Below are 13,254 nucleotides of genomic sequence, written 5' to 3' on the forward strand. Positions count from 1 at the left end.
AACAAAAAACCGCGGACGACGCCGGGGCAGAGGAACGTCACCGATTCACCCGCGCGGTCCGCGCGCGTGAACATGGGAGGAGGACAAGGACATGACTTCGACCAACCGTCGTCAGGTGCTACGGATCGCGGGAGCGGCGGCGATCGCAGCCGGCTTTGCCGTATCGGCCGCGCAGGCCCAGACACAGGACAAGATCCGCATCGGCTATGCGATCTCGAAGACCGGCCCCTATGCCGGCGGCGCCGGCATCACCACGCTGCCGAACTATCAGCTCTGGGTGAAGGACGTGAACGCGGCCGGCGGCATCAAGCTCGGCGACAAGCGGCTGCCGGTCGAGATCGTCGAATATGACGACCGCAGCTCGTCGGAAGAGGCGGTGAAGGCGATCGAGCGCCTCGCCAACCAGGACAAGGTCGACTTCATCCTGCCGCCCTGGGGCACCGGTCTCAACCTTGCGGTCGGTCCGACCTTGAACCGGCTCGGCTATCCGCATCTCGCGGTGACGTCGGTGACCGACAAGGCGCCAGAGCTCGCCAAGCGCTGGGCCAATGCCACCTTCTGGCTCGGCACGTCGGCGCAGATCTCCAACGGGCTCGCCGAGCTGCTCGGCAAGCTGAAGAGCGAGGGCAAGATCGGCGGCACCGTCGCGATGGTCAGCGTCGCCGATCAGTTCGGCGTCGAGCTGGCCGCCGCCGGGCGCGAGGCCTTCAAGAAGGCCGGACTGACCGTCGCCTACGACAAGACCTATCCGATGGGCTCGCAGGATCTGCAGCCGCTGCTCAAGGATGCGATCGCGAGCAAAGCCGATGCCTTCGTCGCCTTCAGCTATCCGCCGGATACGATCGGGCTGACCGAGCAGGCGCAACTGCTCAAGTACAATCCGAAGGTCTTCTATGTCGGCGTCGGCACGGCGTTCCCGCTGTTCAAGGGCAAGTTCGGCGCGGGCAGCGACGGCGTGATGGGCATCGGCGGCTGGAATGCCGACGCGCCCGCGCTCAAGGACTATCTCGCCCGCCACAAGGCGGCGACCGGGCAGGAGCCGGATCGCTGGGCGAGCCCGATCACCTATGCCAGCCTGCAGGTGCTGCAGCAGGCGATCGAGAAGGTCGGCAAGGTCGACCGTACCGCGGTCGCCAAGGAGATCCGCGAGGGCTCTTTCGACACCATCATCGGCAAGGTGAAGCTGAAGGACGGCCTGCTGCAGGAGGTCTGGAGCGTCGGCCAGTGGCAGAACGGCGAGTTCTACGCCCTGGCGCCGGCCTCGCTGCCCGGCGCACGCGCCGCGGTCGTGCCGAAGCCCGAGTGGAAATAGCCGGAACGAGGTCGTGAGCTTGCGGACGCGCGTCAATGCGCGCGTCCGCGGGCCTCGCGCAAGAGGCACCATCCCATGCTGCTGTTCGACATCCTGCTGCCCGGTCTGGTGCTGGGGGGCATGTATGCCCTGATCGCGCTCGGCCTGACGCTGCAATATGGCGTGGCGCGCATCATGAACCTGTCCTATGGCGAGTCGCTGGTCGCGGCCGCGTTCGGCACGCTGTCGCTCTATTCCGGCCTGCAACTGAGTCCGCTGCTGGCGCTGCTGCTCGCGATGCCCGCCGCGGGACTGCTGAACTGGCTGCTCTACAGGCTGTTGCTGCAGCGCCTGATCCGCCGCGGCAAGGACGCCGGTGCCCAGGAGGTTGACAGCATCCTCGTCACCTTCGGCGTGCTGTTCGTGATCCAGGGCATCATGCTGGTCGCTTTTGGCGGGCAGTATTACAGCTACAGCTATCTCTCCATTCCCGTGACGGTGCTCGGCTCGACGCTCGCGGTGAACCGGCTGGTGGCGCTCGGTTTCGCCGCGCTGATCGGCACCGGCGTCTATCTCGCGCTGACGCGGACGAGGATCGGTACGGCCGTGCGTGCCGTCGCGGTCGATGCCAATGCCGCGCGGCTCGTCGGCATCGATGTCGCTTGGCTCGCAGGACTGGCGTTTGCGTTCGGTGGTGGACTGGTCGCCGCCGGCGGGGTGCTCGTCAGCATGTTCCTCACCTTCAACGCCTCGATGGGCGTCGTCTTCACGATGAAGGCGCTGGTGGTCGTGATCATGGGGGGCGTCGGCAATGTCATGGGCGCGTTGGCCGCAGGGCTGCTGCTCGGCGTCGTCGAGACCGCGGTGGCGCGGCTGGTCGATCCCGGGCTGACCTTGGCCGCGACGTTCGCGATGTTCCTCGCCGTGCTGCTGATCCGGCCGACCGGACTGTTCGGAAAGGCGGCGTCGTGATCAGCCCCGGCAAGATTCTCGCCTGGTGCATCGGGCTCGTCGGCGTTGCCGCGGCGGTCACGCTGCCGCTCTATGCCAACGGCTACTATCTCGCGCTCGGCATCAGCATTCTCTATTTCACCGTGCTGGCAACCGCCTGGGCAATGTTCTCCGGACCGACCCGCTACGTCTCGCTGGCGACGGCTGCGTTCTTCGGCATCGGCGCCTATACGGCGGCGGCGACGGGCGAGACGCTGAGCTGGCCGCTGCAACTGATGACCGCTGCGGGTGTCGGCGCCGTCGTCGCGGCCATCACCGGCCTGTCGACGCTGCGGCTGTCCGGCATCTACTTCATCATCTTCTCGTTCGGCCTGGCCGAGCTGATCCGCCAGCTCGTGATCTGGTACGAGGTCAACATCCACAAATCGGTCGGCCGCTATTTGTTCAGCGACATCACCCAGGAGATGCTGTACTGGCAGCTCTGCGCGCTGACGGCGCTGGTCTTCCTCACGGGCTTTCTGCTGACGCGCTCGCGCTATGGCCTCGCGCTGCGCGCGATCGGCGCCGACGAGACCGCCGCGCGCCATTCCGGCATCGATGCGACGGCGGTGAAGCTCGGGGTCTTCATCCTCAGCGCGATGTTCATGTCGGTGACCGGCGCGATCATGGCGCCGCGCTGGACCTATATCGATCCGGCGATCGCGTTCAATCCGATGATCTCATTCCAGGTCGTGATCATGGCGCTGCTCGGCGGCGCCGGCTCGCTGATCGGCCCGGTGCTCGGCGTCATCCCGCTGGTGCTGCTGTTCGAGGTGCTGACAGCCGCGCTGCCGAACCATTTCAGCATCGTGCTCGGCCTCATCTTCATCGGCATCGTGATGGCGCTGCCGAAGGGCGTGATCGGGGTGGTCGATCGGGTCTGGCGGCGCGAGCCCAAGGTCGCCGGCGCCAAGCCGGAGCAGGGCGGAACGCTGCTCATCGCCGAGACCGTCGGCAAATCCTTCGGCGGCCTGCGCGCCGTCGACAAGGTCAGTCTCGACGTCCGCGCCGGCGAGATCCTCGGCGTCATCGGTCCCAACGGCTCCGGCAAGACGACGCTGCTCAACATGCTCTCCGGCGCGCTGGTGCCGTCGGACGGCACCATCCGCTTCGACGGCACCGTCATCAACGGCATGGCCGCCCACCGGATCGCGCGGCTCGGGCTTGCCCGCACCTTCCAGTTGGTGCGGGTGATGCCGGACCTGACGGTCGCCGAGAATGTCGCGGCGGCGGCGGTGTTCCGCACGCGCCAGACCGGTGCGGCCGCGGAATCGATCCATGAGCTGCTCGCCCTGGTCGGCCTCGGCGGCGTGGCGGAGATGCTGGCGGGCGATCTCACTTACATCGACCAGAAGCGGCTGGAGCTCGCCCGCGCGCTGGCGTTGCATCCGCGTGTTGTGCTGCTCGACGAATGGCTGGCCGGGCTCAATCCGACCGAGCTCGAGACCGGCATCGGGCTGATCGCCTCCCTGCGCGACCGCGGCATCACCATCGTGATGGTCGAGCACGTGATGGATGCGATCCGCGCGCTGTGCGACCGCTGCGTGGTCATGAGCGCGGGCGTCGTGATCGCGCGCGGCACGCCGGGCGAGGTGCTCGCCGATCCCACCGTGATCACGGCCTATCTCGGAGAGCCCGATGCTTGAGATCGCGCGGCTGTCGCATGCCTATGGCAAGCACCAGGCGCTCACCGACGTCGCGCTCGAGGTCGCGCGCGGCGAGATCGTCGCCATCCTCGGCGCCAATGGCGCCGGCAAGTCGACCCTGCTGAAGGCGATCGCGGGACTGATCCGGCCGTCGCCCGGGGCCGTGATCCGGCTCGGCGGGACGGACATCGCCTCGCTCGCGCCGCATCTGATCGTCGAGCGCGGCATCGCGCTGGTGCCGGAAGGCCGCGGCGTCTTCGGCGATCTCACCGTCGCCGAGAACCTCCAGCTCGGCGCCTATCCGGCGCGCGCCCGCGACGGCGAGGCCGCGCGGCTCGCGCACGTGCTGCAACTGTTTCCGCGCCTTACCGAGCGCATGAGCCAGGCCGTGAGGACCATGAGCGGCGGCGAGCAGCAGATGGTCGCGATCGGCCGCGCGCTGATGTCGCGGCCCGAGCTGCTGCTGCTCGACGAGCCGTCGCTCGGACTGTCGCCGCTCTTGAGCCGCGAGGTGTTCCGGGCGCTCAAGACGATCCGCGGCGACGGCGTCGGCATCCTGATGGTCGAGCAGAACGCGCGCGCCAGCCTGGACATCGCCGACCGCGTCTACCTGATCGAGCAGGGGCGCAATGCCGGCGAAGGCGCGGCGTCCGAGATGAAGAACAATCCCGACATCCAGCGCGCCTATCTCGGCCAGTCGCGCGCGCCGAAATCTCCAGCAACCTCCAGCGAATCCGGGAGTCTTCCATGAACGCGATCAATCTCCTGATTGGCGGCAAGGATCAGTCCGCCACCAATCAGCGCACCTTCCAGCGCCTCAATCCGATCAGCGGCGAGATCGCAACCATCGTCGCGGCGGCGTCGATCGACGACGCGCTGCGCGCCGCCGATGCCGCCGCGGCGGCGTTTCCGGCGTGGTCCCGGCTCGGCCCTGGCGAACGCCGCAAGCGGCTCAATGCGGCAGCCGATGCGCTGGCGCGCAATGCACCGGAGTTCGTCGCGCTGATGATGGCCGAGACCGGCGCCACCGCGGGCTGGGCCGGCTTCAACGTGCATCTCGCCGAGGGCATGCTGCGCGAGGCCGCGGCGATGACGACGCAGATCGCGGGCGAGGTGATTCCGACCGACGTGCCCGACAACATCGCGCTGGCGCATCGCCAGCCGGTCGGCGTCGTGCTCGGCATCGCGCCGTGGAATGCGCCGGTCATCCTCGGTGTCCGCTCGGTGGCGATGCCGCTCGCCTGCGGCAACACCGTGGTGCTGAAGGCCTCGGAGATGAGCCCGGGCGTGCATCGGCTGATCGGCGCGTGCCTGGCCGAAGGTGGTCTCGGCGACGGCGTCGTCAACGTCGTGACCAACGCGCCCGAGGATGCGCAGGCCGTGGTCGAGGCGCTGATCGCCCATCCCGCGATCCGCCGCGTCAACTTCACCGGCTCGACCCGCGTCGGCCGTCTCATCGCCATGGCCTGTGCCAGGCAATTGAAGCGCGCGCTGCTCGAGCTCGGCGGCAAGGCGCCGCTGGTCATTCTCGACGACGCCGATCTCGACGCCGCGGTGAATGCCGCCGCGTTCGGCGCCTTCATGAACCAGGGCCAGATCTGCATGTCGACCGAGCGCATCGTGGTCGACGACAAGGTGGCGGATGCATTCGTCGCGAAGTTCGCCGCCAAGGCCAACAGCCTGCCTTACGGAGATCCGCGCAAGGGCGACGTGGTGCTGGGCTCGCTGGTCAGCGCCGCCGCCTGCGACCGTGTCGGCGGCCTGATCGAGGACGCGGTGGCCAAGGGCGCGGTGCTGGCGGCCGGCGGCCGCGGCAGCGGCACGATCATGCCCGCGACCATCGTCGATCACGTCACGCCGGCGATGCGCATCTATGGCGAGGAGAGTTTTGGTCCCGTCGTCACCGTCGTGCGCGTCAGCGGCGTCGACGAGGCCGTGCGCGTCGCCAACGACACCGAATATGGCCTGTCGTCGGCGGTGTTCGGCCGCGACATCGCTCGCGCGATCGCTGTCGCCAAGCGGATCGAATCCGGCATCTGCCACGTCAACGCGCCGACGGTGCATGACGAGCCGCAGATGCCGTTCGGCGGCGTCAAGGCCTCCGGCTATGGCCGCTTCGGCGGCAAGGCCGCGATCGACGAGTTCACCGAGCTGCGCTGGATCACGGTGCAGACCGGCGAGCGGCACTACCCATTCTGAGGCGGGAACTCATCCGTGGCCCGGCTCTGGCGCATCGTTGGATGCAGCCGGAGCCGGTTGCATTCCGCGCGGCCATGCGCGGAAACGATTCGAACTGTGTCCGAGACATCGGCAGCAGCGACGTCGGCGCGCGACGTCGCGGCGGTGAGACGCGCCCCCGCCGGGCATCGATGGTGCGAGGTACGATCGAAATTCACGTTGTAGCCCCGCTGGTTGCGGCAGACAGGCGCGCTACTTTAAAGAAATTCCAACGGCTTTAGATCGATTCAGTTTGCTGCGGCCCTTCTCTTGCCGGACGTTCGGCTCAACACGTGCAACGTCGATGACGAAGGGTGGGTTCGAGCGCATGCGGCTGTGGGTTCAGGTTCATACGTGGACGTCGCTGATCAGCATGATCTTCCTGCTGATGCTGTGCCTGACCGGGCTTCCGCTGATCTTCCATGAGGAAATCGATCATCTGTTCGAGGACGAGATCGCCGCGCCGGCGATGCCGGCCGACACGCCGCTGCTGCCGCTCGACCGCCTGATCGCGGCGGCCAAGCAGCAGTTGCCGCAGCAGCATGCGCTGTTCGTGAGCCTGAAGCAGGCGGAGCCGCTGATCGTGGTTGCGATGTCGCCGACCGCCATTCCGGTGCCCGGGCAGTTTCATCGGCTCACCGTTGATGCGCGCACCGGCGTCGTGCTCGGCGAGGAGGCGCCGCATCAGGACGTCATGGACGTGATCCTGCGCATCCACCGCGACATGTTCACCGGCCTGCCGGGCGAGCTCTTTCTCGGACTGATGGGACTGGTGTTCGCGGCGTCCATCGTCTCGGGCGTCGTCGTCTACTGGCCCTTCATGCGGCGCCTGCAGTTCGGCACGGTGCGGGATCGCTCGGCGCGGCTGAAATGGCTCGACCTGCACAATCTGCTCGGCATCGTCACGGTGAGCTGGGCGCTCGCGGTCGGTCTGACCGGCACCATCAACACGCTGGCGGTGCCGCTGTTCGACCTCTGGCGCGCAAAGACCATGCCGGCGCTGCTCGCGCCCTATCAGGGCAAGCCGCTGGCGGAAGCAAAGTCGATCGAGGCCGCCGTCGGCGCCGTCCGCACCGCATTCCCGGACCGGCTGGTGACGTCCATCACCCTGCCGACGACGACGCGGTTCGGCAGCCCGCAGCACCTGATGATCTGGACCAAGGGCCGCACGCCGTTCACCGCGCGCATGTTCAAGCCGGTCCTGGTCGACGCCCAGGACAGCAGCAAGATGGTCGTGCCCGAGCTCGCCTGGTACCTCACCGCGTTGCAGGTATCGCGGCCGCTGCACTTCGGTGACTACGGCGGCTTGCCGCTGAAGATCATCTGGGCCGCTCTCGACGTGATCACGATCATCGTGCTGTGCAGTGGACTCTATCTGTGGGCCGCCAAGCGCTGGGGCTTCCGCAGGAAGGCGTCAGGTGTCGTGGCATCGGCCGCGCCGGCAGTGGTGTCGACATGAGCTCCTCCGCTGCCTCGGCGACGCCGTCCTCCCGCGTCGCGCAACTCTCGACCTGGCAGGTGTTTCGTGCGCCGCTGCTGATCGGCCTCGTCGCCGCAGCCGGGCTCGCCTTCGGACTGTTCGGCGACGGCCTGTGGGATGGCCTGTGCTGGCTCGGGCTGTCGATTCCGATCCTGTTGTCGCTCGCCTACGGCACGAGACGGAGCCGCGGCGCGAAGGCCGGAACGCAGGGCGCTCAGGCCGGAACGCAGGATGGGCCGCTCTGAGCGCTGACGTCCGCCGCCGGTCGGAGGAAGACGCCCCGCATCATTGACCTCGATCCGGGCCGCGGGACTACGCGCTCGGCCGGCCAACGATCCCACGCATCTCTTCTCTTACGCGTCTTCTCTCGCGCGCCGCGTCATCGCGATGGCCGCACGCTGCGTCGGCGGCGCGTGATCGGTCTCGCGCAGCGAGCGCCGCCGCGAGCGGCGTCTCTCCGCCCCGGAAACAAACAGATACAACGGTCACGATGCTCTCTCCGATCTGCGCGCGGCGCGGCGGAGATGCGGCGCATTTGAACGCAAAGATTGATTCAAAAGTGGCAATGTGATTAGTTATCATCGTACGATTGATCGAAATGATTTCGATGAGTTCGAGACGATTGGTGTCCTGAGTTGTATCAGCCGACACGATCACGTCGGCCTTCCGCGCGACATGCGCTTCTTTGGAAGGCTTCAAAGAAGCGGCGGGAAAAAAATCTCGTAGTAGCGGCAATCTGTTGAGCTGACCGATTCGGCGAGACTGTCGCTCGTTAGACGGGTTCTACGTCGCGCGACGCCATCCTCAAATACCTGTGTGTTAGGACCACCGACGAGCCGAGTTGGAACTTGGAATGATCGGGGTGTCAGGATGGTTTGTCGCATTTTGGATAAAGACGTTGGATTGACGATGTCGTTGGGACTTGTGAGCTCATTGGCGCTCACGCTGAATGTCGGAGGCGTTCAACCGGCCTTCGCGCAGACCAAGCTCCCCGACGTGACCGTCGACGCGCCGAAGCCGAAAGTCCGGCAGACCGCCTCGAGACCGCAGGCGACCGCGACGCGAACCGCTCAGCAGCGCCGCGTCGCGCCGCGCAACCTGCCGCCGACCGCCCCGGTGGCCTACGTGACGCCGTCGACGGGAACAGTCGGCGCGCCGCCGTCGCCCTATGCCGGCGGCCAGGTCGCCAGCGGCGGCGGCCTCGGACTCCTCGGCAACCGCGGCATCATGAATACGCCCTTCAACCAGACGAGCTTCACCTCGCAGCTCATCCAGAACCAGCAGGCCCGCACGATTCGCGACGTGCTGATCAACGATCCCTCGGTGCGGACGATCCAGGCGGCCGGCGGCGGCGCCGACAGCCTGTTCATCCGCGGCTTCTACTATGACAGCGGCGACTACGCCTTGAACGGCCTCGCCGGCATTGCGCCGTATTATTCGACGGGCGCCAATTTCATCGAGCGGGTCGAGCTGCTCAAGGGGCCGGCGGCTCTGCTCAACGGCATGACGGTCGGCGGCACCGGCGCCTCGAGCGGCGGTGCGGTCGGTGGCAGCGTCAATCTCATCACCAAGCACGCGCCCGACACCGACATCACGCAACTCACGGCGACCTTCGCGTCGCGATCGCAGTTCGGCGAGGAGGTCGATGTCAGCCGCCGCTACGGCGAGCACAAGGAGTGGGGCGTCCGTCTCAACAGCAAGTATTCCAACGGCAATACGCCGTGGGACCGCCAGACCGACGAGTTCGGAAATGCTCACCTCGCGGTCGACTATCACGGCGAGAACGTCCGCGTCGATGCCGATATCGGCTATCAGGCGGACAAGCTGAATCCGCCGCTTCGCTTCTTCACGGTCGGCCCGACCACGACCAGCATCGCGTCGCCGCCGCCGTCCGGCACCAACTTCCAGATGCCGTGGGCCTATTATGCGCCGACCGATTTCTTCTCGACGGTCAAGGGCGAGGTCGATCTCAGCGATCACATCACGGCCTACGCAGGGTTCGGCTATCACGACAGCAACATCAACTATCGCTATACGTCGCCGGTTCTCGGCAATAACGGCGTTCTCACCGGAACCCCGCTTACGGGGAGCGAGACCTATGAGACGTTGGCGGGCGAAGCCGGCCTTCGGCTGACCGCCGACACCGGGCCCGTCAACCACGCCATCAATGTCGGCTACTCCGTCACCGATCGCACCTATACCCAGCGTGTGGTCACGGGGACGCTGTCGGCGGCGACGCCTTGGAATCTCTATCGTGATCCCTCGAACATCGCGCTGCCGGGATTCTCGTCGACGCTGGCAGCCAATCAGATCGTCGGCGCGAATCTCTGGAGCGTCGGCGTCTCCGACACGATGTCCATTCTCGACAAGAGGATCCAGCTGACCGTCGGTGCGCGCCGCCAGACCGCGGGGACCGAGATAACGAATTTCGTCGCGCCGGGGTCGAGCAGGCCGTTCGCGGACACCTCGGTTTGGACGCCGGCCTATGCGCTCGTCGTCAAGCCGGTCCAGCAGGTCGCGCTCTACGCCAACTATATCGAGGGTTTGCAGACCCCGGCCGTCGTCACCGGCAATTTCAGCAATGTCGGCACGGTGTTTCCACCCGGGCAGACCAAGCAGGTGGAGACCGGAATCAAGGTCGATTTCGGCCGCATCACGACGACGCTCAGCGCCTTCGACATCTCGCGCCCGAGCATCATCAGCGTCGCAACGGCAGGGGTGGCATTGCCCGCCCAGGTGCTCAACGGCTTGCAGCGAAATACCGGAGCTGAGTTCAACGTGTTCGGCGAGATCACGCCGGAGCTGCGCCTGCTCGGAGGCGCGGCCTACACCCACGGCGTGCAGGAGAAGACGCAAGGCGGCACGACGGACGGCAAGCGCGCCATCGGTGTGCCCGAACTGACGGTCAACCTCGGCGCCGAATGGGACACGCCGTTCGCACGCGACCTGACCCTGACGGGCCGGGTCGTCTACACGGCCGCGCAATATGTCAACGCAACCAATACGCTCTCGTTGCCAGATTGGACGCGGGTGGACCTGGGCGCGCGCTACAAGTTCACCTCGCCGTGGAACGGCAAGCCGATCATCGTGCGCGCCAGCGTCGAGAACGTGTTCGACAAGACCTATTGGGCGTCCGCCTATAGTGGCGTGATCACGCTGGGCGCGCCGCGCACCTACCTCGTTTCCACGACGTTCAACTTCTGAAGCGTCGACGTACATGAGGGCGACCAGGCCGCCGCACGGCAGATGTGCGGCGGCTTGGTTAGTTAGAGCGACGCGTAGAGTTGCATGTCCATTCGACGGAGAGCGTGCGGTCCGTGGCGCGCATGCCAAGGCGGGCAAGCGAATGGAGCGTGATGCAACACCGAACTACACGGCAATTGCTGTAGAGCCGCCGGAATCACCGACTTGAAGCCGATGCATCCAGATGTTGAGTCGTCACCCGCGTGTCACCTTGGAGAGATTAAAAACTTCGATCGGCGGTATCCTTTTGACTGTCATTATCAACTGCATTACTCGTAGTTCATCAACGTCGCTTGTTAGTAGGGAGTAGCCGGTCATGATGGTCTTCGACAGGGACGACGTCACCTTCACCGTCGTCGTGAATCACGAAGAGCAATATTCGATCTGGCCGACATTCAAGGACATTCCGAACGGGTGGACGGCCATAGGCGTCACCGGGAACAAGAAGGAATGTCTGGACCATATCGAACAGGTGTGGACCGACATGCGGCCGCTCTCGCTGCGGAAATTCATGCAGGAGAACACGCAGGCCTCTGCCGAATCCTGAAGCGAGGGAGGATGGCTGCCATGCGGCTGATCTGTTTGCCCCATGCCGGCGGCAGCGCCATGGTCTACGCGCGCTGGAGGAGAGGTCTTCCGTCCTGGATCGAGGTCCTGCCGCTGGAGCTTCCAGGACGCGGGGCGCGGATGGACGAGCCGCTGCAGACGGATGCGGCCGTGCTGGCCGATCAGCTCGCGTCCGAACTGATCGGGGCGCCGTTGGCGCAGCCCTACGCTCTGTTCGGGCACAGTCTTGGCGGCTTGCTCGCCTTCGAGCTCGCGCACCGGCTGCTCGCGCGCGGTACGCCGGGGCCGCAGATGTTGCTCGTGTCCGGAACGGAAGCGCCGGCCGTGCGCGACGGCAGCCGCTGGCGCGAGCCGCTCGGCGACGACGCGTTGCGCGACGAGCTTCTCAGGCTGAACGGCACACCGCCGGAGGCGTTCGAAAGCATGGAGATCATGCGCAGCGCGCTGCCGATCCTGCGGGCCGACTTCCTGATGTGCGGGACCTACGTCTATCAGCGGCGCCAGCCGTTGCCCTGTCCGCTGCACGTGTTCGGCGGCGATCTCGACGAGACGCGCGCCGAGGCGCTGGAGGCGTGGCGGGCCGAGACCTCCGGCGCGTTCGGCCGCGACACGTTGCCGGGCGACCATTTCTTCATCCATAGCCGGCAGGCGGATCTGCTGAATCTCCTTGCCGCATTGCTGGCACGCGCGGCCCGGCCGGAGCTCGCCGTTGCTCGCGCGGGGCCTTGAGCGGCGTGCCGAAAGCGTGGCCCAGCCGGCGAGCCGGCTGGTGATGAGACTTCGATGCTGAAATCGACGGGAGACGGGGAGAGGTCATGTTCGCAACACAATCTAAAGTAGAGCAAGATTCGTTGCCGTTCCTTCTGCGGGCCAGCCGCGAGCAGCAGCCGCTGATAGAGGCCGTCAGCGACGTCCGCGACATGATCGAGCGTCAGCTCTACGCCTGCGGCGGAATTCTCTTCCGTGGCTTCCATCTCGATGGCGCCGAGGCGTTCAGGAGCTTTGCCGCGAGCTTCGGCCATCCGCTGCTGTCCTACGAATTCGGCTCGACGCCGCGATCGAAGGTCAGCGCCGGCGTCTACACATCGACCGAATATCCGCCGCACCAGAGCATCCCGCTGCACAACGAGCAGGCCTATACGCGCGACTGGCCGATGAAGATCTGGTTCTATTGCGAGCAGGCGGCGCAGCAGGGTGGCGAAACGCCGGTCGCCGACGGCCGGCTCATTCACCGCGACATGCCTGCCGCGATCCGCAACCGTTTCGCCGAGCGCGGCGTCATGTATGTCCGCAACTATGGCAGCGGTCTCGACGTCGACTGGCGGCAGGTGTTCGGCACGGAGTCGAAGGCCGAAGTCGAGGCCTATTGCGCCGCGCATGCCATCGCCTGCGAATGGAAGGATGGCGACGAATTGCGGACACGGCAGGTCTGCCAGGGGACCGCGGTGCACCCCGTGACCGGGGACATGGTGTGGTTCAATCAGGCGCATCTGTTCCACGTCTCCAGCCTCGCGCCCGAGGTTCGGGAGAGTCTTCTCGACATCGTCGGCGATCCGCTCGAGCTGCCGCGCAATGCGTTCTACGGCGATGGTGCGCCGATCGAGGATGAGACGCTGGCCACGGTCCGCCGCGTGCTCGACCGGCACAAGATCGTCTTCCCGTGGCAGACCGGCGACGTCGTCATGCTCGACAACATGCTGACGGCGCACGCGCGCGAGCCGTTCAAGGGGCCGCGCAGGGTGATCGTCGCGATGGCGCAGGCCCATCGCGTGAACTGAATCCGCGCAATCGACCACCAGCCGCTATCGGACCTCCGCAAG

12 protein-coding genes are annotated in these 13,254 nt (G+C 66.3%); 11 read left to right on the forward strand and 1 reads right to left on the reverse strand.

The annotated features are described in order from the left end of the window. Nucleotides 1-91 precede the first annotated feature (91 nt). The 7 genes from ACQR1X_RS14160 (at nt 92) to ACQR1X_RS14190 (ending at nt 7,869) form a co-directional block, all read left to right on the forward strand. Nucleotides 92-1,312, forward strand: a complete 1,221-nt coding sequence (locus ACQR1X_RS14160; RefSeq protein ID WP_434899048.1) for an amino acid ABC transporter substrate-binding protein — start codon at nt 92-94, stop codon at nt 1,310-1,312. A gap of 75 nt (nt 1,313-1,387) precedes the next feature. Next, nucleotides 1,388-2,263, forward strand: coding sequence for a branched-chain amino acid ABC transporter permease (locus tag ACQR1X_RS14165; protein ID WP_315752511.1), 876 nt, complete (start codon nt 1,388-1,390; stop codon nt 2,261-2,263). Next, nucleotides 2,260-3,927: a branched-chain amino acid ABC transporter ATP-binding protein/permease gene (locus ACQR1X_RS14170; protein ID WP_434899049.1), complete on the forward strand. Its 1,668-nt coding sequence runs from the start codon at nt 2,260-2,262 to the stop codon at nt 3,925-3,927. Before ACQR1X_RS14165 ends, ACQR1X_RS14170 begins: the two co-directional genes overlap by 4 nt. Continuing rightward, nucleotides 3,920-4,678: an ABC transporter ATP-binding protein gene (locus ACQR1X_RS14175; protein WP_316216154.1), complete on the forward strand. Its 759-nt coding sequence runs from the start codon at nt 3,920-3,922 to the stop codon at nt 4,676-4,678. Before ACQR1X_RS14170 ends, ACQR1X_RS14175 begins: the two co-directional genes overlap by 8 nt. Continuing rightward, the gene (locus ACQR1X_RS14180; RefSeq protein ID WP_316237920.1) at nt 4,675-6,126 is read left to right on the forward strand and encodes an aldehyde dehydrogenase; all 1,452 of its coding nucleotides are present in this window, start codon (nt 4,675-4,677) and stop codon (nt 6,124-6,126) included. The genes ACQR1X_RS14175 and ACQR1X_RS14180 overlap by 4 nt, the downstream gene beginning before the upstream one ends. 346 nt (nt 6,127-6,472) lie before the next feature. Beyond that, entirely contained in the window at nt 6,473-7,603 is a 1,131-nt protein-coding gene (locus ACQR1X_RS14185; protein ID WP_316180733.1) for a PepSY-associated TM helix domain-containing protein, read from the forward strand. Next, nucleotides 7,600-7,869 carry a hypothetical protein gene (locus tag ACQR1X_RS14190; protein WP_316180537.1) on the forward strand — a complete coding sequence of 90 codons (270 nt, stop codon included), beginning with the start codon at nt 7,600-7,602 and terminating at the stop codon, nt 7,867-7,869. Before ACQR1X_RS14185 ends, ACQR1X_RS14190 begins: the two co-directional genes overlap by 4 nt. A 67-nt stretch (nt 7,870-7,936) precedes the next feature. On the opposite strand, the gene ACQR1X_RS14195 is transcribed toward ACQR1X_RS14190, so the two are convergent. After that, a complete protein-coding gene (locus ACQR1X_RS14195) occupies nt 7,937-8,281 on the reverse strand; it encodes a hypothetical protein (protein WP_434899050.1) in 345 nt (114 codons plus the stop codon). Nucleotides 8,282-8,533: 252 nt separating this feature from the next. Between ACQR1X_RS14195 and ACQR1X_RS14200 the strand changes: the two genes are divergently transcribed. The 4 genes from ACQR1X_RS14200 (at nt 8,534) to ACQR1X_RS14215 (ending at nt 13,212) form a co-directional block, all read left to right on the forward strand. Then, nucleotides 8,534-10,828: a TonB-dependent receptor gene (locus ACQR1X_RS14200; protein ID WP_316180541.1), complete on the forward strand. Its 2,295-nt coding sequence runs from the start codon at nt 8,534-8,536 to the stop codon at nt 10,826-10,828. Between the two features lie 355 nt (nt 10,829-11,183). Continuing rightward, complete coding sequence (locus tag ACQR1X_RS14205) at nt 11,184-11,414, forward strand: MbtH family protein (RefSeq protein ID WP_315802938.1); 231 nt, start codon at nt 11,184-11,186, stop codon at nt 11,412-11,414. Nucleotides 11,415-11,434: 20 nt separating this feature from the next. Next, complete coding sequence (locus tag ACQR1X_RS14210; RefSeq protein ID WP_434899051.1) at nt 11,435-12,163, forward strand: thioesterase II family protein; 729 nt, start codon at nt 11,435-11,437, stop codon at nt 12,161-12,163. Nucleotides 12,164-12,285: 122 nt separating this feature from the next. Beyond that, complete coding sequence (locus ACQR1X_RS14215) at nt 12,286-13,212, forward strand: TauD/TfdA family dioxygenase (protein ID WP_316216158.1); 927 nt, start codon at nt 12,286-12,288, stop codon at nt 13,210-13,212. The last annotated feature ends 42 nt before the right edge of the window (nt 13,213-13,254 follow it).

Origin of the sequence: Bradyrhizobium sp. HKCCYLRH3073, assembly GCF_051167995.1 — a bacterium.
Taxonomy (GTDB): domain Bacteria; phylum Pseudomonadota; class Alphaproteobacteria; order Rhizobiales; family Xanthobacteraceae; genus Bradyrhizobium.

What these genes read in the sequence shown, in the direction of transcription:
- ACQR1X_RS14165 (WP_315752511.1), top strand. Translation starts at nt 1,388, where the DNA reads ATGCTGCTGTTCGACATCCTGCTGCCCGGTCTGGTGCTGGGGGGCATG.
- ACQR1X_RS14175 (WP_316216154.1), top strand. Translation starts at nt 3,920, where the DNA reads ATGCTTGAGATCGCGCGGCTGTCGCATGCCTATGGCAAGCACCAGGCG.
- ACQR1X_RS14185 (WP_316180733.1), top strand. Translation starts at nt 6,473, where the DNA reads ATGCGGCTGTGGGTTCAGGTTCATACGTGGACGTCGCTGATCAGCATG.
- ACQR1X_RS14205 (WP_315802938.1), top strand. Translation starts at nt 11,184, where the DNA reads ATGATGGTCTTCGACAGGGACGACGTCACCTTCACCGTCGTCGTGAAT.
- ACQR1X_RS14190 (WP_316180537.1), top strand. Translation starts at nt 7,600, where the DNA reads ATGAGCTCCTCCGCTGCCTCGGCGACGCCGTCCTCCCGCGTCGCGCAA.
- ACQR1X_RS14210 (WP_434899051.1), top strand. Translation starts at nt 11,435, where the DNA reads ATGCGGCTGATCTGTTTGCCCCATGCCGGCGGCAGCGCCATGGTCTAC.
- ACQR1X_RS14160 (WP_434899048.1), top strand. Translation starts at nt 92, where the DNA reads ATGACTTCGACCAACCGTCGTCAGGTGCTACGGATCGCGGGAGCGGCG.
- ACQR1X_RS14180 (WP_316237920.1), top strand. Translation starts at nt 4,675, where the DNA reads ATGAACGCGATCAATCTCCTGATTGGCGGCAAGGATCAGTCCGCCACC.
- ACQR1X_RS14200 (WP_316180541.1), top strand. Translation starts at nt 8,534, where the DNA reads ATGTCGTTGGGACTTGTGAGCTCATTGGCGCTCACGCTGAATGTCGGA.